This is a genomic window from Pantoea sp. At-9b (assembly GCF_000175935.2).
Lineage (GTDB): Bacteria > Pseudomonadota > Gammaproteobacteria > Enterobacterales > Enterobacteriaceae > Pantoea.
This window is the reverse complement of sequence record NC_014837.1, coordinates 2,457,271-2,481,141: the sequence shown is the minus strand read 5'-3', so window position 1 is coordinate 2,481,141 and position 23,871 is coordinate 2,457,271. Positions and strand designations below refer to the sequence as shown.

24 protein-coding genes and 5 pseudogenes are annotated in these 23,871 nt (G+C 49.0%); 12 read left to right on the top strand and 17 right to left on the bottom strand.

What is annotated here, in order from left to right:
• Window positions 1-16: 16 nt before the first annotated feature.
• The 5 genes and pseudogenes from PAT9B_RS11495 to PAT9B_RS30255 all read right to left on the bottom strand — a co-directional run.
• Window positions 17-466 carry a phage virion morphogenesis protein gene (locus PAT9B_RS11495; RefSeq protein WP_013509436.1) on the bottom strand — a complete coding sequence of 150 codons (450 nt, stop codon included), beginning with the start codon at window positions 464-466 and terminating at the stop codon, window positions 17-19.
• Window positions 463-851: pseudogene (locus tag PAT9B_RS11490) on the bottom strand (phage tail protein). The gene PAT9B_RS11495 and the pseudogene PAT9B_RS11490 overlap by 4 nt, the downstream one beginning before the upstream one ends.
• A pseudogene (gene lysC, locus PAT9B_RS31120) lies at window positions 779-1,099 on the bottom strand (Rz1-like lysis system protein LysC); the annotation flags it as partial. The pseudogenes PAT9B_RS11490 and lysC, both read right to left, overlap by 73 nt.
• Window positions 993-1,442, bottom strand: a complete 450-nt coding sequence (gene lysB / locus PAT9B_RS11485) for an Rz-like lysis system protein LysB (protein WP_013509435.1) — start codon at window positions 1,440-1,442, stop codon at window positions 993-995. The pseudogene lysC and the gene lysB, both read right to left, overlap by 107 nt.
• A pseudogene (locus PAT9B_RS30255) lies at window positions 1,439-1,603 on the bottom strand (lysozyme); the annotation flags it as partial. The gene lysB and the pseudogene PAT9B_RS30255, both read right to left, overlap by 4 nt.
• Here PAT9B_RS30255 and PAT9B_RS30610 point away from each other — a divergent pair.
• From PAT9B_RS30610 to PAT9B_RS11460, 4 genes and pseudogenes are all read left to right on the top strand, one after another.
• Window positions 1,597-1,877 (top strand): annotated as a pseudogene (locus PAT9B_RS30610) (oxidoreductase); the annotation flags it as partial. The pseudogenes PAT9B_RS30255 and PAT9B_RS30610 overlap by 7 nt on opposite strands.
• Complete coding sequence (locus PAT9B_RS11470) at window positions 1,877-2,917, top strand: phage portal protein (protein WP_013509434.1); 1,041 nt, start codon at window positions 1,877-1,879, stop codon at window positions 2,915-2,917. The pseudogene PAT9B_RS30610 and the gene PAT9B_RS11470, both read left to right, overlap by 1 nt.
• Before the next feature lie 648 nt (window positions 2,918-3,565).
• Window positions 3,566-5,518, top strand: a complete 1,953-nt coding sequence (locus PAT9B_RS11465) for a class I SAM-dependent DNA methyltransferase (RefSeq protein WP_223300447.1) — start codon at window positions 3,566-3,568, stop codon at window positions 5,516-5,518.
• Complete coding sequence (locus tag PAT9B_RS11460; protein ID WP_013509432.1) at window positions 5,515-6,465, top strand: restriction endonuclease subunit S; 951 nt, start codon at window positions 5,515-5,517, stop codon at window positions 6,463-6,465. Before PAT9B_RS11465 ends, PAT9B_RS11460 begins: the two co-directional genes overlap by 4 nt.
• 142 nt (window positions 6,466-6,607) lie before the next feature.
• Here PAT9B_RS11460 and PAT9B_RS11455 read toward each other — a convergent pair.
• From PAT9B_RS11455 to PAT9B_RS11430, 7 genes and pseudogenes are all read right to left on the bottom strand, one after another.
• Window positions 6,608-8,466 (bottom strand): annotated as a pseudogene (locus PAT9B_RS11455) (replication endonuclease); the annotation flags it as partial.
• Entirely contained in the window at window positions 8,466-8,690 is a 225-nt protein-coding gene (locus PAT9B_RS11450; protein WP_013509431.1) for a TraR/DksA family transcriptional regulator, read from the bottom strand. The pseudogene PAT9B_RS11455 and the gene PAT9B_RS11450, both read right to left, overlap by 1 nt.
• Complete coding sequence (locus tag PAT9B_RS11445; RefSeq protein ID WP_013509430.1) at window positions 8,690-8,920, bottom strand: DUF2732 family protein; 231 nt, start codon at window positions 8,918-8,920, stop codon at window positions 8,690-8,692. The genes PAT9B_RS11450 and PAT9B_RS11445 overlap by 1 nt, the downstream gene beginning before the upstream one ends.
• A 67-nt stretch (window positions 8,921-8,987) precedes the next feature.
• Window positions 8,988-9,329 (bottom strand): DUF5347 family protein, encoded by a 342-nt coding sequence (locus PAT9B_RS11440; RefSeq protein ID WP_013509429.1) that lies wholly within the window; start codon window positions 9,327-9,329, stop codon window positions 8,988-8,990.
• Complete coding sequence (locus PAT9B_RS29690) at window positions 9,293-9,481, bottom strand: phage filamentation protein Fil family protein (protein ID WP_071883902.1); 189 nt, start codon at window positions 9,479-9,481, stop codon at window positions 9,293-9,295. The genes PAT9B_RS11440 and PAT9B_RS29690 overlap by 37 nt, the downstream gene beginning before the upstream one ends.
• A 9-nt stretch (window positions 9,482-9,490) precedes the next feature.
• On the bottom strand, window positions 9,491-10,000 hold the full coding sequence (locus PAT9B_RS11435) for a phage regulatory CII family protein (protein ID WP_013509428.1): 510 nt from the start codon (window positions 9,998-10,000) through the stop codon (window positions 9,491-9,493).
• 31 nt (window positions 10,001-10,031) lie between these two features.
• Entirely contained in the window at window positions 10,032-10,433 is a 402-nt protein-coding gene (locus PAT9B_RS11430) for a hypothetical protein (protein WP_013509427.1), read from the bottom strand.
• A 114-nt stretch (window positions 10,434-10,547) separates the two neighbouring features.
• On the opposite strand from PAT9B_RS11430, the gene PAT9B_RS11425 reads away from it, so the two are divergent.
• Together PAT9B_RS11425 and PAT9B_RS11420 are read left to right on the top strand one after the other, a co-directional pair.
• On the top strand, window positions 10,548-11,390 hold the full coding sequence (locus PAT9B_RS11425) for a phage repressor protein CI (RefSeq protein ID WP_041525958.1): 843 nt from the start codon (window positions 10,548-10,550) through the stop codon (window positions 11,388-11,390).
• Window positions 11,391-11,435: 45 nt separating this feature from the next.
• The gene (locus PAT9B_RS11420) at window positions 11,436-12,761 is read left to right on the top strand and encodes an SIR2 family protein (RefSeq protein WP_013509425.1); all 1,326 of its coding nucleotides are present in this window, start codon (window positions 11,436-11,438) and stop codon (window positions 12,759-12,761) included.
• 214 nt (window positions 12,762-12,975) lie between these two features.
• On the opposite strand, the gene PAT9B_RS11415 is transcribed toward PAT9B_RS11420, so the two are convergent.
• Window positions 12,976-13,254 (bottom strand): DUF3761 domain-containing protein, encoded by a 279-nt coding sequence (locus tag PAT9B_RS11415; protein ID WP_013509424.1) that lies wholly within the window; start codon window positions 13,252-13,254, stop codon window positions 12,976-12,978.
• A 454-nt stretch (window positions 13,255-13,708) separates the two neighbouring features.
• On the opposite strand from PAT9B_RS11415, the gene PAT9B_RS11410 reads away from it, so the two are divergent.
• The 3 genes from PAT9B_RS11410 to PAT9B_RS30925 all read left to right on the top strand — a co-directional run bounded on the left by PAT9B_RS11410 (window position 13,709) and on the right by PAT9B_RS30925 (window position 15,499).
• Window positions 13,709-14,707, top strand: a complete 999-nt coding sequence (locus tag PAT9B_RS11410) for a glycosyltransferase domain-containing protein (protein ID WP_223300446.1) — start codon at window positions 13,709-13,711, stop codon at window positions 14,705-14,707.
• Window positions 14,708-14,923: 216 nt separating this feature from the next.
• A complete protein-coding gene (locus PAT9B_RS11405; RefSeq protein WP_013509422.1) occupies window positions 14,924-15,250 on the top strand; it encodes a hypothetical protein in 327 nt (108 codons plus the stop codon).
• 81 nt (window positions 15,251-15,331) lie between these two features.
• Entirely contained in the window at window positions 15,332-15,499 is a 168-nt protein-coding gene (locus tag PAT9B_RS30925) for a hypothetical protein (protein ID WP_013509421.1), read from the top strand.
• A 46-nt stretch (window positions 15,500-15,545) separates the two neighbouring features.
• Here PAT9B_RS30925 and PAT9B_RS11400 read toward each other — a convergent pair whose 3' ends face one another.
• The gene (locus PAT9B_RS11400) at window positions 15,546-15,824 is read right to left on the bottom strand and encodes a hypothetical protein (RefSeq protein ID WP_013509420.1); all 279 of its coding nucleotides are present in this window, start codon (window positions 15,822-15,824) and stop codon (window positions 15,546-15,548) included.
• A 535-nt stretch (window positions 15,825-16,359) separates the two neighbouring features.
• Between PAT9B_RS11400 and PAT9B_RS11395 the strand changes: the two genes are divergently transcribed.
• Entirely contained in the window at window positions 16,360-17,007 is a 648-nt protein-coding gene (locus PAT9B_RS11395; RefSeq protein WP_013509419.1) for a metallophosphoesterase, read from the top strand.
• Window positions 17,008-17,010: 3 nt separating this feature from the next.
• On the opposite strand, the gene rsmF is transcribed toward PAT9B_RS11395, so the two are convergent.
• The 3 genes from rsmF to yebS all read right to left on the bottom strand — a co-directional run bounded on the left by rsmF (window position 17,011) and on the right by yebS (window position 22,362).
• Entirely contained in the window at window positions 17,011-18,429 is a 1,419-nt protein-coding gene (gene rsmF / locus PAT9B_RS11390) for a 16S rRNA (cytosine(1407)-C(5))-methyltransferase RsmF (protein ID WP_013509418.1), read from the bottom strand.
• 80 nt (window positions 18,430-18,509) lie between these two features.
• Complete coding sequence (locus tag PAT9B_RS11385; RefSeq protein ID WP_013509417.1) at window positions 18,510-21,149, bottom strand: PqiB family protein; 2,640 nt, start codon at window positions 21,147-21,149, stop codon at window positions 18,510-18,512.
• Window positions 21,118-22,362, bottom strand: a complete 1,245-nt coding sequence (yebS, locus tag PAT9B_RS11380) for a membrane integrity lipid transport subunit YebS (protein WP_013509416.1) — start codon at window positions 22,360-22,362, stop codon at window positions 21,118-21,120. The genes PAT9B_RS11385 and yebS overlap by 32 nt, the downstream gene beginning before the upstream one ends.
• Window positions 22,363-22,577: 215 nt before the next feature.
• Here yebS and PAT9B_RS11375 point away from each other — a divergent pair, with 215 nt between their 5' ends.
• Both PAT9B_RS11375 and proQ read left to right on the top strand, forming a co-directional pair.
• Complete coding sequence (locus PAT9B_RS11375; RefSeq protein ID WP_013509415.1) at window positions 22,578-23,078, top strand: GAF domain-containing protein; 501 nt, start codon at window positions 22,578-22,580, stop codon at window positions 23,076-23,078.
• 96 nt (window positions 23,079-23,174) lie between these two features.
• On the top strand, window positions 23,175-23,858 hold the full coding sequence (proQ, locus tag PAT9B_RS11370) for an RNA chaperone ProQ (RefSeq protein WP_013509414.1): 684 nt from the start codon (window positions 23,175-23,177) through the stop codon (window positions 23,856-23,858).
• The last annotated feature ends 13 nt before the right edge of the window (window positions 23,859-23,871 follow it).

The following is a 23,871-nucleotide window of genomic DNA, read 5'->3' as shown; positions in this document are numbered from 1 at the left end:
AAGTGAGTGATGTAAATCACTCACTTAACCTCCCAATTAAAACTTGCTCAATTAGCCTTAACTCATTTTCATTTATACCTAGCAAAGGACGAGCCTCATACAATACCTCTTTACCATTCCGTGATGCCCAGTCGCGCTGCCCGTAATGATGCACGCGGGCCATGCGCAGCACGCGGCCGGTAAATTCAATCATGGCGCTGTCGGAGTCAGCCTTTGCTTTCATGTATTTTGCGGTGCGCAGCTTCGTGAACATCTCACGCTTAACCCGGCCTTTCTTGCTGCGTACCGGCTGCGTTTTTCGGGGTTTAAAGGGCGTGCCGTCCGGTGCCTGATAGCGCTTGATGTTCTGCTGCTGGCTGGCGCGTAGTTTCTTAGCAATATTTCGTGCCATCTCTTTGCGTGCCGGTGCAGACAGGTTATTTATCAGCGCATTTAGCCTGTCCTCGACCAGTTCCAGCCCGCTCATGACAGCCATTCGCTGATAAGCTCACCCTGTGAATACATCTGCACCGGCCGGGCGTCATTTTCCGGCAGAGGATTCTCGCCAACGTGTGTAACATGCAGCGCATCACCTTCCTGCCTGACGATCACCCGCTCAGTTATCTGAATATCAATACAGATATCACTGGCAGTGTCGCTGACCACATCGGCTTTGAACGTAAACCCGGTGCGTCGCTTTTCTTCCGTTGCCATTACGTCGGGTTCATTTACCCGCAGCCAGGCCAGCAATGCACAATCAGCAGATCAATGTCGCCGGTGTAGTCGGTGATCACCATGTTCAGCTGATACTGATATTCAAACGACAGGGAGGTCGCGAGCGTCGAGACAATGCGCCCGTTATCGATAAACACGTTCGCTTCTTTGCAGCATCGGGACGCTGGCTGTCAGCGCCTCGCGCAGTTGTTTCGGTTTCAGCATCATGTTCCTCCTGGCAGTCTTTAATGGTTTCCACCTGCAACCCGCAGGAGACGAGCTCCGCCTCTAACTGTCGGTTATCCGCCGCCAGATCGCCCGCCGTTTTCAGGCTGTTGCCCGGTATCAGGCAACTGGTCACGCGTGGACATCCAGTCCAGATAATCTCTGGCGCTGGTGAAGGCGGGACGGGTGTGCAGCCGGATAACAGCGTCAGGCAAAGGAGCAGCAGAGCAGTCGCGTAATGTCGGGTTCGCATCGGTTTCCCTCTGTATTTGCATTTCACAGTTGAGCGCGCCAGTACTGGCCCGCCCCTGCATCAGCCGCAATGTGGCCTCGCGTTTCTGGCCTTCACGGTTTTCCGTACTCAGCCGGGTGATCGCTCTGTCGCGGCTTTCAATACCGGCCGACAGGGTGCCGATAATCTTCTGCGCACCGGCCAGCTCGTCACTGGCAACCGACCAGCGCCAGCCGGTAAAGGACAGTGCCAGCAGTGCAACGGCTAACAGTGTGGCGATGATGCGGCTCATGTTGCCCCCTTCAGGCACCAGGCCATTTCCCGCCCACGGCGGTTATCCAGCTCCACGTTAAACACGCCATTCACATACACCCAGCGTTTCAGCTGATGGCAGGCATCAGACCAGCGGCCCTTGTTCAGCAGCTGCACCAGCGTCGAACCGCAGGCGTTACAGGCCCGAGGTGAAAACCGCGATGATGCTGAAGGCGAAAGACACCATCAGCAGCGGTCGCCTCGAATATGACGCGGGCCAGACCGACATCACGCAGTCGTTTATGGCTATCCGCAAAACCATGACCGCCAGCGGCAACCGTTCCACCTACGAGTCAGCCGCAGCGAAAACGCCAGCCACGCCGACGTCGCCTGGGCCATCATGCATGCACTGCTAAACGAACCGCTTACCGCGGCCAGCGGTGGCGCATATCCTTCTTTCATGGAATTCTACTGATGAGTAAACGCAAAGGCCGAAAGGCATTTTCCGCTCCTGTCCGGCCAGCCCTTGAAGCATCACAGTCGGTTGAAGCGTTCACCTTTGACGATCCGATGCCGGTGATGGATAAGCGCGATATTTTGGATTATGCCGAGTGCATCCATAACGGTCGCTGGTATGAGCCACCGGTCAGCTTTCACGGACTGGCGAAAAGCCTGCGCTCGGCGGTGCATCACAGCTCACCGCTGTATGTGAAGCGCAACATTCTGGCCTCAACCTTTATCCCGCATCCGCTGCTGAGTCAGAAGGAATTCAGTAAGTTTGCGCTGGATTATCTTGTGTTTGGCAATGCTTTTGCTGAGTTACGCCGCAATGCGCTCGGCCAGCCGCTGCGGCTGGAAACGACACCGGCCAAATACACGCGGCGCGGGGTTGACGATGGCGTGTACTGGTTTATCAACGAATGGAAGGATGCGCACCAGTTTGAGTCCGGACAGGTGTTTCACCTGATTGAACCGGATATCAATCAGGAGCTGTACGGCCTGCCGGAATATCTCAGCGCGCTTAACTCAGGCTGGCTGAATGAGTTGGCGACGCTGTTCCGCCGCAAGTATTACAAGAACGGCGCGCACGCCGGTTACATCCTGTATATGACTGACGCGGCGCAGAGCAGCAGCGATACTGACCGGATGCGCCAGGCGATGCGTGATACAAAAGGCTTAGGCAATTTTCGGAATCTTTTTATGTATGCGCCGAACGGAAAACCGGACGGGATCAAAATTCTGCCGCTGAGTGAGGTCGCTACGCGGGATGATTTTTTTAATATCAAGAAGGCCAGCCGCGACGACCTGTTAAGCGCGCACCGCGTGCCGCCGCAGATGATGGGCATAATTCCCGACAACTCCGGCGGGTTTGGGGATGCGGTGAAAGCGTCGCAGGTATTTGTCCGCAATGAGTTGACACCGTTGCAAGAGCGTCTGAAGGAAATCAACAGCTGGATTGATGATGAGGTAATCACTTTCCGCCCCTACGAGCTGGAGGCAGCCAGCACGGCCTAATTTGTATTAGTCAGGCTTTTTCTACCACTCTTACTGCATAGCGCTTAACTAATCTGACAGGCAGCTCTGTACCTAGGCTTTGTGAAAACCCTAACTACACATTGCAGGACGCGCGTTCAGACGAAATTATGATTTTTACCTAGGAAAGAACTCGCAGATTTAACCTAAATGCGCTTGCTTTAGTTCAAATCGTGTTATGACTTTGATATAAAGCGGTTTTAACACATGCTGTGCCAAAAGCATACTTCCATTTAAGCACTGCTACCAACCAAAAGTGAATGCTCAAACAAGCCGCCATTGAGGGTGCAAGTTAACGGCTTTAGCGAAATGCGGCTAGCCAGTACAAGTAGAGCGAGGTACAAAAGAAATGTTATGCCCTATTCTCATTATTGAAGCCGCCTGCGGACGAAAATATGCTGGGACGAGTATCTCATTAGCATGAGGTACTCTGTGCATCTAATTCCTTCAGTTAAGGATGAATCATCATAGGACTTGAAGGGTATTAGTGCTAACATTATTGGTTTTGTAATGACTTTCCCTCGGTACCTTAAGGGGATTCGGTTTGGAGAGGTTAGGTGGGGGGCACTATAGCACGTTCCATTAAAAACGTGCCGAAGAGCAACATTTGAAGGTGAGTTTGACACCTGAATGAGCTTAGGTGCTAAGGGATTTAATGCGAAACTTATTTTTTTGCAGGTTAAAATGAACGAAAGAATTACAGAAAACATCGTTAGGGATACCCTGAGGAATCTTGGTTATTTTGATCATGAAGATATAATAATTGAAGAACAGAGAAGTCAAAATACGAAAATACAAAGTCTGCTGAGAAGTGCGAGTAAGACTGGAAAGGGTGGCGTGGGTGCCCCGGAGTTCATAATAAAATCAAAAAAAATTCAAGACTTTGTAATTATTTTTGAATGCAAGGCAGACAACAAAAAACATGCTAGTGAGTTGTTGGATTGCCCTAAAGACTTTGCTGTTGATGGTGCTATTCATTACGCAAGTTATTTAGCAAAAGAGTTTAATGTCATTGCTATAGGTTGTAGCGGTCAGACGCAATCTGGTTTGCGTGTTTCGACATATTTACAGCCTAGAAGTGTTGCAGGTTTTGTTCCTGAATGTAAGCCACTGAATAACAAAAGTGGCACTCAGATTGATAAAATAATTAATTTCGACAATCTAATTGAACATGCAACATACGATCCAGAAGTCGAAAAAGGTCGCCTTTCTGACTTAATGTCATTTTCGAAAGAGCTTCACAATTACATGCGTGATTATGCAAAACTCAGCGAAAGCGAAAAACCGCTTCTAGTAAGCGGGGTTCTGATTGCTTTGAGCAATATTGCGTTCTCAAAAGTATTTTCTATTTACACACCTGATGAGTTACCAGAAAAACTCTGTGACGCTATTGAGGAGGAAATCAAGAAGTCTGACATACCTCATGCAAAAAAACAAAATATGATTCAGCCGTACTCATTTTTACGTGTTCATCCAGAATTGAGTCGAGCGGATAAACTTACAGGTGAGAGCCCGCTCTATAACTTGATTGACAAAATCAACACTCATGCTTGGCCATTCATAAGCGTATACCATGATTACGATATCATAGGGCAGTTTTATGGAGAGTTCTTGAGATACACAGGCGGGGATAAAAAGGCTCTTGGAATTGTGCTGACTCCCCGTCATATCACAGATCTTTTTTCGCGTATTGCAAATGTGCAGAAAGATAGCACGGTTTTTGACCCCTGCTGTGGTACTGGTGGTTTTCTCGTTTCGGCAATGCATCAAATGTTTAAAAAATGCATAACTGAAGACGAAAAAGCAAGGGTAAAACAATATGGATTAATAGGTGTAGAGCAGCAACCAAATATGTATGCGCTCGCGGCTAGCAATATGATCCTTCGCGGTGATGGAAAAGCTAATCTACACCAAGGCAGTTGCTTTGATGACGCGATAACTAAAGAAATTAACTCTCGCCAGCCTGATATAGGAATGATTAACCCCCCCTATGCTCAGAAAGGAAAAGGCCTTCACGAATTAGCGTTTGTTGAGCACATGCTTGATTGCCTGAGAGTCGGAGGGATTGGAATCGCTATTGTTCCAATGTCTTGCGTAATCACTCCACATGAAACAAAGCATACCTTATTATCTAAGCACTGTCTTGAAGCCGTTATGTCCATGCCTGACGAACTTTTTACCCCAGTGGGAACAATTACATGCATTATGGTCTTCACTGCTCACAAACCACATGAGGCTGAAGGCAGAAAAACCTGGTTTGGATACTGGAAAGATGATGGGTTTGAGAAAACTAAACAGCAAGGTCGGACAGATGTATCAGGCCGCTGGGAAAACATCAGAGATAAATGGCTTCACTCATATAAGAACAGGGAGGATATCCCAGGCTTGTGCGTGAAGAAACAGGTCACGGCTGACGATGAGTGGTGCGCAGAGGCTTACATGGAAACAGATTACTCCAGCGTACTTAAGGCTGACTTCGAGGCGGCTGTGAAGAAATTTCTAGTGTTCAACATATTGAGGAACGAAGAAACTCTTGAAGCCGATGAGTTAGGAGTTGAGGATGATATGGAGGCATCGGAGTGAAACTTGTAAGTGTCTCAGACTTGTTTGAAGTTAAATATGGATCAAACTTTGAGCTAAATAAACAAACTATTGATCCTGAAGGTGTGCCGTTTGTATCTAGAACAGCAAAGAATAATGGTGTTTCCGCAAGAGTCTGTATAGTTGAAGGTCTAAGTCCCCTTCCTGCTGGTTCAATTACAGTTGCGTGCGGCGGCTCTGTCATGGAGTCTTTCTTGCAGTCTGAACCTTTTTATAGTGGCAGGGATATATATTATTTAACTGCAAAAACAGACATGTCCAGCCAAGAAAAAATATTTTATTGTGCCTGCTTGCGTGCAAATAAATATAGATTTAACTATGGGCGACAAGCAAATAGAACTCTTGCGGAGATAAAAATCCCATCGTTAGCATCGGTGCCTGAGTGGGTACGGCATGCCAATATTTCTGCTGCAGATAATATTTCAAAATGTCTGATTGATGAAGTTATTGAGCTCGACCTTAGCTCATTTAAACCTTTCAGGTATGATGATATATTTGAGATTGACAGAGGGCGTGGCCCGCGGAAAAAGGAGCTAAATGGAAGAGGCAAGCACCCTTTTGTTAGTGCGTCGGAGTTTAATAACGGTGTGACAAGCAAAACCGATCACGATCCAATGCATCAAGCTGGAGTTATTTCCGTAGTGCGTAACGGAAATAGTGTAGCAAATGCTTTCTATCAAGATAGGCCTTTTTGTTCTACTGAAGATGTACATATATTTACACCTAAATTTAACATGAACAAATACGTCGCTTTGTTTTTATGCGCTCTCATTAAGAAGGAGCGATATCGTTATAGTTACGGCAGGAAGTGGGGGATAGCCAGGATGAAAGAGTCCCTAATATTCTTGCCAGTCGATGGTGTGGGTGAGCCAGATTGGTTATTCATGGAACGATATATCAAGACATTACAATTTAGCGCTGCCATCTAAAGAGGAAAAAACTCCCTTCATCCAATCAGTAACATATCTGGATGAAAAAGAGTTTTTACCTATAGGGGACACAGGGCAACTTTTTTTCGCACAAAGCAGACCCCAGAAAATTTCGGCCCGTCTGCTTAGTACCCAGTTAGTACGTACAGTTATTGACAGAACTCCGAGAGGGCGCAGACGCGCCCTGAAGGTCAACGGCCAAATCAACGGCACGTTTGGGGACGATTTTCCACTGCGTCAGACGGGTTAAGATTGGCGTGTCTGCACCAACTTCAGTTGCAAAAACGCCTTTGATACGCACGGTTTCTTCGCCGTATTCGTTTACGTCATCGCTCGGCTGATACCAGGTGCGCACTGCTAAATCATCACGACGGACGAACGGCCCGCCCTGAGCGTTGACATAGCCAGCCCAATCACCAGCGTGGCTGCATCGTGCGCAGCAGCGAATTCAACGCTCAGACCGTGTGCGGTTTTGCTGTCAGCCATGCAACGCAACTCGCGATAAACCGTTACCGGCGCGCCGCCCACAAACTGAAACTGGCGGATATGCCAGCGTGCCGCCCAGGCGGAAACGGCTGACGCTGTCTCTTTAAGCTCTTTGCCGCTTTCGTCGTCCAGCTCTCCATCGAGTGCATAGCCGTCGATATTTTTAGAGATGTATTTCGCTACGTATCCGGTGGCGCTGCCTTTTTCCGGGGCGATAGCTTCGGCGTGAAAACGCGCTCTGAGAGCCTTTTCGCTTTTCAGCTCTTTGTTGTCTTCCTGCCAGGCATATTCACGCATCACCTCGCGCACGCGATCGACATTTTCAGGAAGCATAAACATCAGCATATGCCAGTGAGGGGTCGCATCATGATGAGGTTCAGCAACACGTATGCCAAAGATACGGATTTCTTCACGATGCAACTTTGCGCGGATTTTCTGCCAGAGGTTGCAGAGATAACGTTGTGTGTCTGCCGGGCTGGCTCCGTTCCATTTACGATTACGATGGCCGGTCTTAATAGTGGCGTGGTAGCGAGCTGGTGCGGTGAGAGTATAGAACTCGCCGATAAAGCCCATTTCGTTGCAGATATTTTCAAAGCCCCGGATACGCGTCATCAACTCGCAGCGACGAATGGCGGGGTTAGCCACACTGGCGTCGTATTTCTCTATAAGACTGATGCGATTGCCTTCTTCGTCCTCTAACTCCATGCCTTTAAGAAATTCGCGCGTGCGGCGTTTCTGCTCACGCCATTCCGCAACCGTCATATTGCTGGCATATGGGGTGTGCTTTTTGCTGATGTTAGCGAGTGCGATCTGCAAGTGCTCGCGCCAGGCAGACGCAACATGACGCAGTCGGCCTTTCCACCATTTTTCAGTCTTCATACGCATGATGGCCGGTGTAACTTCTTCCGGATCAAACAAACGTGATGTGACTTTATCCCACAGTGGCGGTGTCTGACTCAGTTCGCGGGTGATGGTCGCGGCGGTCATATAAACGCGATGTGTGTATTTGTAATCTGTCTCGTCACCGCCCTGGCTATGAGCCTATACCAGTTCGGCCATAATAAAATTAGCCACGTCACCCGCCAGCAGATCAACATCAGCACGCGCCATATCAGGCAGACGGTTAAAGCGCTTCATCAATTCCCACAGTCCACCGCCAGCGGGTGCTGCACCCGCTCTTTCCCCGGCATTTTCGGCCAGTAGGTTAAAGGTGGCTGTCTTCATTTCGTCGAGTTGGTAATTTGCGTTTACGCATTCAACACGCGGCAATGTGCGCTCAACAAAAGTTTTTGTTAAGTACGCATTGGCGCGGGCTGTTCCCTGTGCTTTCTCCAGCTCGCTGGCACGACGTTTAACATCGAGTTGGATCAGCTTCGGCTGCTGTTCGAGAAGCTCCTGCGCATGTGCTAAAGCCGCAATCATCTGACTGCGGCTATGAATTTGCTCATAAGTAGGATAGGGGCTGGCAATGGCTTCCCGTGGAGCATTCCACGGGTAAGCGAATTCCTCATGCATCAGGAATTACCCGTCAGGTGTTTATTGCGCTGTTCCTCAATTTCCTGGCAGGAAACGCAGCGGGTAACACCCAGATAAGCGCGGCGGCGCTTTTTAGGAATTGGGGCATCACAGTCTTCACAAAATGAGGAGCTTACAGCAGGTGCGCGATTAACGATAAGCGCGATGTTGCGAGCCAGCATTTCGTCGGTGCGCTGTTGCACGATATCCATTGAGTCGGCCATTAATGCGCCTCCTCAATTTGTGCCTGTAGCTTTTCCGCTTCTTGATAAAGCAGCTCGGCGGCGTCAACGTGGGTTAACTCATCCCGGCGAATTTTTGAGGCCAGGATGTTAAGACGGGAGACCATAAGGTCAGTACGACCGCGGCGCTCTTCGCGACGTGTGTCATTCAGCATCATATCAAGTTCAATATATGATGCTGGTTGACTGGACTTAGTAAATTTATTCAGCATGTGATTTTCCTTTCTTGAGGCAAAGTGAATCCCGGCGGGTTTACGCCAACTAATTGCTTTGGTTTATTTAGTTCGAAAGAGTCATTCGTTTAGGGAATAAACTGACAACGGCTTTCAGGTGGTTCATTGCACGAATCAGCGCGTTTCTTTCATCGGCAGTTAGATCAGTGAAATTGGCTGAGTGCCTGTCTTTGCCGATATTCGCCAGGAAAAAGATGGCGCTTAACGCACGTTTGTTATCCTGATAATTGCAGTCAGTCACATCTCGCATTTCAGCAATAAAACGGGCCACATCTTTTTCGCAATTTCCGCCCATCAGTTGTGCGCGAAGCAGAGCAACATGATTAAGCGCGGCAACGCGTTGACTGGTAGTTAATTCGACCAGCATGGAATCGCCTTCGATAGCCATGATTTACCTCTCTTTGGTAATGCCTGAGACTTTGCTCCAGATGATGACGGCGCTGCTGGATTCCAGCGTTTACCATCTTCTCCCATGATCCAGCCGTGCCCGTAAGACATGGATGGGCTTTGACGTTTAAGCCTTCCTGCCATCGAGATCATGAATGCACCTCAACTCATGCCGAGTGATGCACCGATACCGCTGATAGCATCGACGGTAGAGGACAACGCTGGGTTAGCCTGAATTCGGGCCTGCACCGCGATTGCTGCCAGTGTTAAGCAGCGGATACCGTTATTAACGTTTTGCAGCAAACCGCGTTTACTGCTGGCGGTCATAGGCTCTGTAGAAATTGCGCCAGCGGCTAACTGGCCCACTTCTGCGGTTGCTTTCATGACATACAGAGGTAACTTTTCGTTTGCGACTTCGTTGATTGGTACGCATGGCAGGCACTGAATTTGTGCCAGCAGGCCATCAACGAGCGTTGCATCTTCAGTTACGTCGGTAAGAGTAAGAACCTCTGTTACTGTAAGCTGATGCGGCTGATCCGGGTTGAGCTTGTTACGCAGCGTTTGCGCGCGCATTCCGGCTTTATTCGCAATGTCTTCCATGTTGTGCGCTAAGGCGAATTTCCGACAGGCATCGTCATAGTGCGCATGGGTAGAAACCTTAAAATCAAACATGTTCAAATCCCTCGCAACTTGCAAAATCAAATTAGGGTTTGATATAGCGACATTTGATTGCTTGTTGGCGATTCTTTTCACGCCAGGCGGCAACATTGATAAGCGGATTTCCATGTTTAGTCATGGTGGTTTCTACCACTTCGCCGGTCTTACGGTTGGTGCGGTTTTGCGTGTATGTGAATGATGGGGTGGGAGCCAGCAATACAACGCCGTTAGCGATCCATTTCTCCAACACAGACAGGCTGATGCGGTTTGCTGTGGCGAAGTCCTGCTTAGACATAGTGGGGGAGGTTGCCAGCGTGACAGCTTTGTTGACGGCGTCATTAACCGCTTCGCTGATTGCTGGCATTAAAATGGCGGCAACATTGGCAATAAAATCTTGAGATTGCACTAAGTCAAATGCGTTCTGACTGTTTGCATTTTCAGTATGCATAACGCAGTATCTCCTCGTGGTCGTTTTGTTCTATGGTGTTTCATGTGGTGTGAGTACACTTTAGATCGTAAAAACGATTTGACAAATGATTATTTATCACTTATTGGTGTTTTTATGGTCAATGGGAAGGGCCATAGTGCTCAAATTCTAGAAAGATTGATGTCTTCTTACGGTGTAAGCACACAAAAGGACTTGGCAGCAGCACTTGCTATACCTGCTAATAACATCAGCGGCTGGACGCAGCGTGATAGTGTTCCGGGAAATTCCATAATCAAATGTGCGCTAGATACAGGCGCTGATTTGCAATGGTTAGTTACTGGTGAGCTTGCAAATGCAAACATGGGGGAGAGGCCCTATATCCTTAGGGGAGAGAGTCTCTACAATGAGATAACATCTAATGGTGGTAAGCCTGTATTACGCCGTGTCATGGATGCCTATGGGTTTACTATGCAAAAGCAACTTTGTGAGCTATTAGGCATATCTTCAGGAACTGTTAGCACATGGGTGCGAAGAAACTATTTTCCTGGTGATGTCGTTGTAACCTGCGCTCTTGATACTGGAGTGTCATTGAAATGGCTTGCTACTGGAAAAGGTACACAACATGTATTTAACGCGAGTGAAAATAAATCTATTGCTTTCCCTCGAAAAAACCTTAACGCAGGAGTGTTGCATGATGATGGTTTTTGGATCGTTGATTTAACATTTTTTCCCGAACATATTAAAGAACCATTATTTATAAAAGGCCCACTGTCTGCGTGGATAGTGGATGTTAGCATTAAAGAGATAAGTAATGGTCGGTGGTTGCTAAATATAGGAGGGAAGCTAGATGTTTATGATGTTACACTTTTGCCAAACAATAAAATAAATGTTTCGAGCAGTGGTGTAAGTTTTTTTTGTGGGGTTAATGAATTAACTCCTGAAGGGAAAGTGATTTTTACAATTAATTATGATTATTAAGTATGCAAGACATTTAATCAAAGTATCTATCTGAGTGGTCGACCAATGAAGATTTATTTGAATTATTCAAGGTATGATGAAAGTCTGGCTGTAATGATTAAAGAGTCCTTAGCCAGTGGGGATATAGAGGTGGTTTCATCTAGTTTGTTCTTATCGTTTACAAACAACGTAGCAACGAAAAAAGTGATTGTTAATGAACAGGAGAAATTAAATTATGATGTCGTCTTTAACATTCTTACGAACAGTTTCTTTAAATCAAAATATGCTGTAAATAAACTGAACGAAACTATCTTGAATAACGGGAAGATATTTAACATTGTTTTTGATGACTTGATTGTTCCTGATTATTTGAATGCATACCCTTATTACAGGCTCAAACCTAAAGGCATAAATAGTTTCAGGCAGTTAGTGAAGCACCTTAATCTCGACAGTTTTGTTAGTTTGGATTTAGCGTCACCACCACTCAAAAATGATGAAGTGAAAGAAATCACAGTAATTGATAAGATAAAGCTAAGCCTGAATTCAGGGAAGTTGACATTATTTTGTGGTGCTGGCACATCATTAGATGCAGGCATTCCCACGTGGAATAAATTACTTGATAACTTATTCGTCGAAATGTTGGATGTTATAAAAAAACAAAATGAAAATCTCAAATTTGACATCGACACTGTTAAGGATAGTGATGTTTCGAACTCTGTTTCGCCATTGATATTGGCTAAATATATAAAAAACAACGTAAAAACAAAGTTTAATGAAGTCTTAAGGAATGCATTATATAAAGAAAATCCAACTACTTGTGATTTAATAAATGCGATAGCAGAAATATCCAGACCTAGGAGGGATGGAAGGTCTATTGATTCAATCATAACATTTAATTTTGATGGGCTGATTGAAGAACGGCTATCTTCAGAACGAATTAAATATAAAGCCATACACTCTGAATCAGTTAAATTTACATCTAATGAGTTACCAATCTATCATGTTCATGGATTTCTTCCTCGGGATGGTGATATAGATAATGAGAGTAATGTTGTATTTAGTGAGGATGGGTATCATAGTCAGTTTATGGAACCATTTAGTTGGTCAAATATAATTCAGCTTCAGAAACTAACACAAAACGTCTGTTTGTTTGTTGGGATTAGTCTCACTGATCCTAATATGAGGCGTTTACTTGATGTGGCATGGAGAAAAAGTACTGATGATAATCTAGAGCATTTCATAATAAAAAAATCTCCTAAGCAGGCGAACTCAGAATCAACCAAGTTTGTTATGTATCTTGAGGAGCAAGATGCAAATGAACTCGGACTCAATGTGCTGTGGGTTGATGATTATAAAGATATACCAAAGCTACTCTTGAGCCTTAATGAATAAAAAAATCTAACAATGCTATTAATTTTCAATGCTCATAATTAAAAAATGGATTTAAAATGGCGGCATGGTGATGCATTGGCCAAATAGCCGCCACTCTTGCTAGTAACTATTTGAATTTAAGTGGTTTTAATAGTATTCGGTCTTTTTTGTCTGCACCTCTTACTAGATCATTTCCCCAGCACTTGACGCTCACCCGGCATTCAATCGATGCTACTTACCCCAACCATCTACTCACGCCGCCATGCCTGGAGCAGGTCCCGCGATGGTGAGTGCTGAAACTGTAACTTTCGTCCCGACATTGCGCTGTTGCACCCTCCGGGATGGTGCCTGATTTTGTATGTGCCGGGCGATGGATCTGTTTGCCGTCCGAGTTGGTATAGTCACCCTGTTCGATGAGTTCACTATCTTGAGATGGAACGGGTTTGTGCTGCTTTGCCTGGACCGGGTTAACGAGAAGCAACATAGCCAGAGTGAAACTTGCCAGTAACCGCATTTGTGCAATACTTCCTTATTGAAAGGTAACTCCTTTGTTTGAGTGCAATGAGATTACTCTCAATTGAGTTTAAGGCAATCCTGATATCTGAACAGCTTGGCTTGGTGCTGATTATTCTGCCGGGCAGTGATAAATCGCGCGCATGGCAGTTATTATTAAAAAACCAATAGAGTAAATTGTAATAATTTATCTCGGCGATGATTATTTTTAAGGTGGTGCTGTGGGGTGTGACAGACGCCGGTTTAAACATCAGGTACGCGCCCCGATTGGCTCGCGAGGGTGATTAGGCATTTTTGTATCCACCCAGCTGTAAGGTTATTTAAAATCTTCAGATACAATAACTAATAAAAATTACGCAAAATTTAATTTAAGCGAAGAACGTTGAAAAAATACAGATGTCAACGCTATATAAACCAACCAGTGATGTTTCTTCTAACCGCTTGGCTGGTAATGTATGATGTTTTTATGTGTGGTTGAAGTATTGAGGGCGATTATGATTTTTGATAACAATTCTGCATGTCTCTATACAGCAATATTCGGTGACTATGAAAAACTGAATGAACTGGAAGGCGATGCAAAGAAATCAAAGATTAGAAAGATATGCTTTACCGATGATAATGAGCTTACGAGTGAAACCTGGGAAATCAGGGTGGTAAAACCTGTATTTCCGCTGGATTCTGTGAGAAGCCAGAGAATGGTTAAAGTGAATCCACATCATTTTCTTTCTGATTTTAAAAGCTCTTTTTACATCGACAATACGGTGCGGCTGCTTGTCGATCCGGCATTATTGATTGAGGAGTTCTGCAGTTATGGCAACATAACCTTGCCGATCCACTCTTATCGGGAAAGTGTTTATGAAGAGTTCTTCGAAGTCGCGCAGGCAGGGCTTGATGACTCTGCAAGAGTGTTTGAGCAACTGAACCATTACCAGATAATTTGCCCTGAATCATTACACCGCAAGCCGTATTGGGCAGGAATGATTCTGCGTAACCATATGGAATCTGATGTCATCGAAATTATGGAAGAATGGTACAGGCAAATTCTGAGATATAGCCGACGCGATCAGCTTTCTTTGGTTTATTCCGAGATGATGACCGGAAATAACATCAGAAAACTCGTAATTGATAGCCATGAATCAAGTTTTCATCAATGGCCGGTTACTAATTCACGGGATTTTAGTAAACGTTCCTGGTCGTCGTCACTTTCAGGCGCGATGCCCATTTTCGAGAAGATTAAAACGGCAAAAGCCGCTGAGCGTGATGTGGAAGAAAAAATCAGACGTCTGGCGAAAATGGGTGAGGAAATAGCCGACACGTATAAACCATCCATGACACCTGAAGGTTTTGACCCTGAACTCTATCTTGCGCTTAATAAAGATGTCGCGGCTGCGGGTGCCGATGCAGTGAAACATTATCTCAGACATGGATGGCGAGAAGGCAGGCGCTGGCATTAATTATTTTGAAATCAGAAAAAGAGGAAAAGGAGTTCCTTTTTTCATTAATACGTTAACAATATCTCCCATCTAATTAATCACCCTTGTTATAAAAACGCTTCCCCTCCGCTCCCGCGTGACCCCTTTGCTGCTTCCCGGTTTAGCAAGAAATCCAGACATGACCAGATCATTCCTGCTAGCTTAACAGGACCGATTATTACCACAGGAAAAACTGTCGTGTACAAACCACTCTGCCTGCTTGCCGTCCTGTTCCTCAGTGGTTGTGCACTGAAACATTACCCGCAAGCGCCAGCGGTGACTGATGACGAAGCAAAAAGTTATGACTGCCCAGCCTTACAGACGGAGATTGCCAAAACACAGGCGATGCAACAACAAATCGATAAAACCGGGGAATTTGATGCCCTGACGGTGATCGGCTTTGTGGGCGACTTTGGCATCGGAAACGGTGTGGCGAAAGCGAGGGCTACCGATAAAGTGAGTGCACGTCTGAAGCAGCTTGAAGCACTGAAAGCCGTGCGTTGCAAGGCGGTAATGGCGGGATAACAGCCGAGGATATGCCTTCGATGGTGAAAAATGGTATAAGAGTGGCGCTAAAATGTTGTTGCCGGCTTATAAGGACTCTCGATGGCAAATACACAATATCTTCTCTGGGTGATGATTGGCACTTTAACCTTATTGTGCGTGTTTATTTCTGCGCTGGTAGGTCGGGCAAAATCCCCGCGCCATGGATTTATTACCTTCGCGGTATTATTTATTGCCTTTATGGCGGCCATTTTCTTTATCACGCGATAGCGAACAACGCGTTGCCACACCACGGGTGTGGCAAACGTCAGGTGCATTAACGGGTGACATGCAATGAATTGCGGTGCTGAGCGATCAGTTGCTCAGCGAGCTGTCGATCATCTTCATGCCGAGACACGTAGTATTCGTAAGGATCTTTCACCCCCAGGCTTTCGACATAATCCAGATGGGCGCGTTTAATCTCACGGTTAATGTACTGCACGACATCCAGCCCCATATCATCAGCGTAGACCGGCGCTTTGCTGTTAATTTCGCCAATCAAACCCTTGTTGCTCTGCATGAAGGCTTCGAGATCAATTTTATAATAATCTTTCATCGGTTCACTCCTTTTGACAACCGTACTTTAAGTCTGGCAAAAGAAGCGAGGCGTATGTGTCTGGGAATGCTAACCAATCTGCGAGCATGCATCGGCGGGCGTTACTGAAAGGGTTTTATTTAATAAATTGATTTTAAATGAGATTGTTGCGATTTGCGTTAAGTTGTTTATGAGAATGATTGTTAATATCATTTAACTTGTTCGGAATAGTCCGAAGGTTTACAGTAATGACCGTCCCTCGCAGAGCTAACACCTTAATTGAGTGCCGGAGATAAGCGCCGGAAGGGGCATTCCTCACGGCTGCAGGACGCGGCCGCTGTTGAATTTTCCCCGCGCACCATCATCCGACCACCAATAAATGTACCAGTCGTGCCAGGCTTTCCAGCAGCAACAGGCTGCCAATGAAGATCACCAGCAGAATTCCAATAAACTGTTTACGACTGTTCACGCTTCCCTCCGATGGTTACAGACCGCCAGGCTATACTTTATGCCGTAATCACTAAACTTCCAGTAAACCAGCTTTCAGGAGACCATTATGTTTTATCAAACGGTCGATGCAAAAGCGTGGCGCAATATCTGGGTGGTTGGTGACTTACACGGATGCCGTACCCAGCTTGATTCACAACTGATCTTGCACCAATTTGATAAGCAGCAGGATTTGTTGCTCTCGGTCGGTGACCTGATTGACCGTGGCCCGGACAGCCCCGGCTGCCTTGAGTTACTGCAAGAGCCGTGGTTTCGTTGTGTGCGCGGTAATCACGAGCAGATGGCGCTGGCGGCATTGCAAGGCAAAGACCCCATGCTATGGGTAATGAATGGTGGAGAATGGTTTTGGCAACTGCGTGGCAGCGCGTTGATCGCCGCTCGTCATGCATTAAAGCGCTGCAGCGAGTTGCCATTGATTTTACATCTTCAGCTCAGGGACCGTGTCGTCGTGATTGCCCACGCCGACTATCCTGCCAGCCACTATGCGCTGGGGCAGGAAGTGGACTGGCACCAGGTGGTGTGGAGTCGTGACCGTCTGGGACGCCATCAACGTGGCAATACGATGATGATTGACGGTGCCAGCGACTTCTACTTCGGTCATACCCCGCTGGAGCAGCCGCTCAACGTCGCCAATCAACACTACATTGATACCGGCGCGGTGTTTGGCAACCGCTTGACGCTGGTACAGCTGCAATAGCCGCTAGCGAAACAGGCGACCGTCACGTACCAACTCACGGGGATAACTATTTTTGATGCGATTCCCGACTTTTTTTGCCAGCCCCAGCGTTTGCTGCTGATAAGTCACAATCACTTCATCGCGGTCCGGTACGTTTTCCGGATGGATATCCTGACCGCGATACCAGCTTTCCGCTTCTGCTGCGGTGAGGGCAAAGGACAGCGCAGTGTTTGGCTGTGCCAATGCCACCACCGCTTCATGTTGCCAGCGATATCCCTTGGGGAAGGTCTCTGCGAGCTTCACACCAATGCGTGAGAAGCGCACTTTGTTCAACCAGCTTTCCAGCGCAGCAGGGAACAGCCACAGCTCTTTATCGCGCTGCCACAACTGCAAATTATCATCCCAGCTTAAACCGACCTTCGCGGCGGCCTGCTGCACTTCGGCGAGCAATTTTCGGCTGGCAGGTGAGAAGGGCAGTTTACCCAGTTTATAGCTGGGCGCTGGCAATGCGGGCAGGCTGGCAGTTTTACGCAGGCGGGCAACAAAGAACCCCTCGCTGTCAAAAATATGCGGGAAAACGTGCAGATAGCCTTCCGGTGTCAGTGCCTGTTCTGCGCCCTCGAACAGGCCTGCCAGCGATAAAATTTCGACCGTGCCGGGATAGCGTTGCTGCAACCAGCTAATCACCTGCTGGTTCTCAATCTGATTCAGGGTACAGGTGGAATAGATTAACGTACCGCCAGGTTGCAACGCATGAAAGGCGCTGTCGATGAGATCGCGCTGGGTGGCGGCAATCTCTTCAGTGCTGGCCAGTGTCCAGTTGCGCAGCGCATCAGGGTCTTTACGCACCACGCCTTCCCCGGAACAGGGTGCATCCAGCAGGATGGCATCGAACTGCTCCGGTAACGCGGCACCAAACACCCGGCCATCGAAATGGGTGAGAGCGACATTACTGACGCCGCAACGGCTGATGTTAGCGTGCAGCACTTTGACACGGCTGGCGGAGTATTCGTTAGCCAGAATTGCACCCTGGTTGTGCATCAAGGCGGCGATTTGTGTGGTTTTTGACCCCGGCGCAGCGGCGACATCCATCACCTGGTGCGCATCCGGTGCTGCGTCAAACAATGCTGCCACCGGAAGCATTGAGCTGGCTTCCTGAATATAAAACAACCCGCTGAGGTGCTCTGCCACGCTGCCCAATGGCAGTGATTCGTCGTCGCGATCGATCCAGAATCCTTCCGCACACCACGGGATCGGCGTAAGTCGCCAGCCGTAATCTGCCGTTTGTGCGAGAAAATCGGCCACGCTAATTTTTAAGGTGTTGACGCGCAGGCTGCGACGCAGGGGTTGTTGACTGATGGCGATAAAGCGTTGCATCTCAGCATCGTCGGTCAAACTGGTACGCATTAGCGCAAGAAAATCTTCAGGAAAGCGATCGGACACAGGTTTCTTCCGGGGAAAACAAACAGAGCGCGAAGTGTAACACGTGAAAAAGAATCGGGCAGCCAGGCTGCCCGATTTGCTTAGGGTTGTGCGGGGTCAGGAATCGCCGTGCCCCAATTGCGCCAGTCTTTGGGGGCTTCATCCTGCAACAGGAAATGTTTGTCTGCGCCCGCCTGGGGTGCCAGCGGCACCGTCGGTGGCGTGGCAAACTGAATGCCACCCTGAATGAACTGCTGGAAGGTGCCGGTTTTCACCACGCCGCCAATCAGACCGAAATTCAGGTTATAGCCGGATGCCAGCCAGAACACGGAATTGTTGCGCACCAGATGTTGATATTTCTTACTGATCCGCAGGGCGACCTGCACGCGGTCCGCCATGTTACCCAGTGAAGTGCCGGTGACCGTACCGACTTCCACACCGCGGAACAACACCGGGGTGCCGACGGAGAGCGAACCCGCTTCGGTGGCATCCACAAAAATATTCAGACCGTTAAGATAACGGGAGTCGGTGATGGTGCTGTCCTGCAGCTCGAACGTCCGTGCCTGGGCGCCTTTGCCCGGATCGACATTGACATAGGGCTGGAGCAGGGTTTCGAGGTGATTGACACCCGCCGCCGAAATCTGCGGGGACACCACGGAGAAGCGGCTGCCAATACGGGCGAAATCCTGCACGTATTCCGGATACAGCACCGCTTTCGCTACCACCTGGTTGTTATCCGCACTGAGCGACAGCGATTCCACCTGACCGACATTGATACCGAGATAGCGAATTGGCATCCCGGCGGAAAGTTTGCTGGCATCAAAGGTGTGCAAGGTAATCTGGCTACCCACGGCACGTGCGGCAGTTTCTGAGGGATACAGGACACGTTTGACCCCTTTGGCCGCCTGTGCACCGCTCAAATTATCGAAACTGATCGCGCCTTTCAGCGCGCGGTTCAGTGGGGAAGCCTGCACGGTCAGGCCGCTACCATTGAGCTGAACTTTGGCTCCGCCTTCCGCCCAAAATACGCTTTCACTGGTCAACAGTTTGCGATATTGCGGTTCAATATGTATCGAAATTTCAAAGGCATCAGCGCGGGGAATGACATCGACCACTTCGCCCACCTGGAATTTACGATATAGCACCACCGATCCTGCCTGAACATCGGGCAAGCTGGTGGCCGTGAGTTTCAGCGTGGCAGGGGGTTGTTCACCGATGATGCCTTCTTCTGCACGCTCGGCGTCGGCATACAACGGATAACTGCTTCCCGGATTGCCTTTGGCCCCGGGCACCAGACGGATACCGCCGTCCACCCATTCACGCGCACTGGCACCCAACACCTGCATGCCATCCAGGCCAAATTTAACGTTGATACGACTGTTGACGACAAATTTGCTGTCAGCGTGCACCAGATGGCGATATTCCGGGTTAATCGCCACCACAAAACTGATGCCTTTTTCATCCAGCTGGCGCGAAATCACCTGACCGATCTGCATCCCGTAGAGCATCACCGGTTGTCCGGCATCGATGCCATACGTTTCCGGGGCATTCAGTTTTAACGTCAGCACGTCCGGTTTTTGCAGCAACGATTCACTGGCAGGCAGCACGCTAAAGTGGTCCTGCGGTTGGCCCTCACCGGGGATCAGCTCAAAGGTGTTACCGGTCAGCAGGCTACTGAGGTTGGTATCCGTGAGGCTGATTTTCGGTGAACGCATCTCAATGCGCGTACCGCTGCGCATCAAACCGGCAACGGAAGGGTCGACGGTCAACTCACCGGTAACTTTACCGCCGGGCAGTAAATTGAGTTTCGTTAAGGTGCCGACTTCGAGGCCCTGATACATCAAAGGGGTGCTGTCGGCTTTCAGGTTATCACCACTGGGTAAATCAAGGCTGACCTGCACCCCACGCTGGCTTTGGGCCAGATCGGGATACAGCGTGTAGTTTTCATCGGTGGCAGCCTGCTGACCCTCATCCGGCGAGTCGAAGGCGATCGCCCCGTTTACCAATGCCGCCAGACTCTCCAGCTTCACTTTGGCACCGCTCAGGCTGACATCCGCATCCACGCCCGACACATTCCAGAAACGGCTCTGCTTTTTAACCAGATTGAGAAAACGACGCTCGATCAACACATCGATAGTCACGCCATCGGTATTGCTGTTGATGCTGTAGTCATACACCCGGCCGACCGGGATTTTGCGGTAATACACCAGTGAGCCGGTATTGAGCGAGCCAAGATCCGGTGCGTGCAGATGGATCAACAGCTCACCGGTATTAACACGATATTTCGGTTGGGTATCCAGCGCGGTAAAGTGTTCTTGTGGGTTACCGCTGCCCGGCATCATGCCGATATAGTTACCGCCCACCAGCGCATCGAGGCCGGAAACCCCTGCCAGCGACGCTTTCGGGGTCACCAGCCAAAACTGTGTGTTGTCACGCAGAGCATCACGCATATCACTTTTGATGCTGGCTTTGATCTGGATGCTGCGATAGTCATCGCTCAACACGATACCCTGCACCGTACCGACTTCCACGCCCTGATAACGAATCGGCGTGCGCCCCGGCACAATACCGTCTGCACTCTGGAAGTTAATGGTGATGATGGTCCCGCGTTCCTGATAGTTAGTCCACAACAGCCATGCGGCAATCAGCAGGGCAATAATGGGCAGTAACCAGAACGGCGAAATCTTGCGTTTGTTACGCAGATTAGCGCTAGTCGGTGTAGTCGGCGTTTCCTGTTGCATGTGCATCCCAAATCAGGCGGCTGTCAAGCCACTCAACAGCCATAATGGTCAGGATTACTGCCGCGCCAAAGTAGAGCGCGGCGGGTCCCATCGTAAAAGCCAGCAACTGATCGCGATTGACCAGCGACATGGTTAATGAAATGACGAACAAATCCAACATTGACCAACGGCCTACCCAGGTCACGGCGCGTAGCAAGCGGATGCGGGTTTTCAGTCCCTGTTCACATTTAAAGTGAATACTGAGCAATAAGGTCAGCATCACCAACACCTTGGTAAACGGCACCAGGATACTGGCAATGAATACCACGGCAGCCACCGGGATATTGCCAGACGCCAGGCCAAGTATACCGGAGAAGATGGTATCTTCGCGCCGCGCGCCGTTGACGTAAACCACTGAAATGGGCAGCAGGTTAGCTGGGATCAACAACACGATGGAAGCGATCAGCGAGGCCCAGGCCTTTTGCAGGCTATGACGGCGGCGAAAATCGAGCGGCGTGTGACAGCGGGTGCAACGACCCCGATCGTCAGCCATACCGGTGTGATGGCAATTCAGGCAGACCTGCCAGTTTTCCGGGGGCGATGTTGGTATGGATTGCGGGTAATAATGTTCCCACAGCTGTTCAACGTTGAGGTGGATCAGCGTCAGGACGCTGAGCAGCGTCAGCGCGATATACGCCACCATGCCATATCCGACCTCCAGCGTGGCGTAATCCTGGACCTTGATCGAGGCCACCGCGACGCCCACCAGATAGATATCCAGCATCACCCACTCTTTTAATTTCTCCAGCATCAGCAACACCGGGCGCAAATTCATCCCCAGCGCATGACCAATGCCTAAATAGCTGATCCCCGCCACCAGGGTGACCGGTGCGCCAATGGTGCAGAACGCGACAATCGACGCGGTCAACACATCACCTTGCTGCGTCATCTGAATCACGCCTTCCAGCAGGCTGGCATTGATGCGCATTCCGAGCAGGCGAATGTCTACCAGTGGCAGGGTGAAGGCGAAGGGCATAAGTACCAGCATCGTGACGGCCATGGCGGTAAGACGCGTCATTGACCAGTCAAAACCACTCTGGATTCGGGCATGGCAACGCGGGCAGTAGGCCGCCTGATGCGATTTAACATCCGGTAAGGAAAAAAGGGTATCGCATTGTGGACAACGCTGATAACGTGCGTGGGGCAACGTCTGGCTGATAGCGTGAATTTTCATAGGGTGACGCAAGTGGCCCATCGTTCGTTACAGTTACCGGCATGCCAGGCAGCCTGAGCTGACTGAGACGTCTGTGGTGGTATTAAGTTCGATCCACAGCATGCTAAGGGTATAGTAACTAACACAATGATTCACCTTGTGAGGCTGGATTATTAGTGCTTATTTTAACAACTGAGTGACATAGCGGCTCTGCTGTCGTGGATTATGGTTAAACAATGAACAAAAAAGCCTTTTACGAGGATTTAAATCGCGATGCTCGCGCACTGCTGGCGGGCGAAACCTCTTTCCTCGCTGCGCTGGGTAATTGCAGTGCGCTGCTGTTTGAACGCCTGGATGGCGTGAACTGGGCAGGATTTTACTTGCTGACTGAAGCGAATACGCTGGTACTGGGTCCTTTTCAGGGCAAAATTGCCTGCGTGCGCATTCCTGTGGGCAAAGGTGTTTGTGGCACGGCGATTGCAGAAGAGAAAGTGCAGCGCGTGGAAGATGTGCACGCTTTCCCCGGTCATATCGCCTGTGACGCCGCCAGCAATGCGGAAATCGTGATTCCTCTGAAAGTGAATGGCACGTTAGTCGGTGTGCTGGACATCGATAGTACGGTTTATTCTCGCTTCGACAGTGAGGATGAAGCGGGGCTGGTGGCCCTTACTGACGGGCTTTGTGAAGTGCTGGCGGGCAGCGATATTGAAAAATTTCTTCAACTGACGCGCAGCTAATCGACTGGATCACATAGCATTTGGCGATGTTGTCATTATAATGTCGCCTGTTCATGCCTGCTCTGGTCGGCAAACCCGTTGTAATCAGGAAATTTCATGGAAAATCAACCTAAGTTGAATAGCAGTAAAGAAGTCATCGCCTTTCTGGCGGAGCGTTTTCCGCACTGCTTTAGCGCCGAAGGTGAAGCGCGTCCGCTCAAGATCGGTATCTTTCAGGATCTGGTCGAGCGTGTTCAGGGCGATATGGGCCTGAGCAAGACGCAACTGCGTTCGGCTCTGCGTCTTTATACCTCAAGCTGGCGTTACCTTTACGGTATTAAAGCGGGTGCCATTCGTGTTGACCTCGACGGTAACGCCTGTGGCGTGCTGGATGAGCAACATGTAGAACATGCGCGCAAACAGCTGGAAGAAGCGAAAGCACGTGTGCAGGCACAGCGCGAACAGCAAAAAGCGAAGAAGCGTGAAGCCGGCGAAGAGACGGGCGAACCGCGTCGTCCGCGTAAACCCGCACCGCGTAAAGCGGCAGAAGGTGATGCGCCGCGCAAACCGCGTCCGCAGGCACCGCGTGCTGCGTCTTCTGAACGTAATGCAGCACCTCGCCCGCCGCGAGCTAAACCCATCACTGATACCTCAACTTTGCAACCCGGCCAGAATATTAAAGTTAAAGCAGGCAAAAGTGCGATGGACGCAACCATTCTTGAAATTACTAAAGATGGCGTTCGGGTACAGCTCGCTTCCGGCATGGCAATGATTGTGCGCGCAGAACATTTGCAGTTCTGAAACGGAGGCTGAC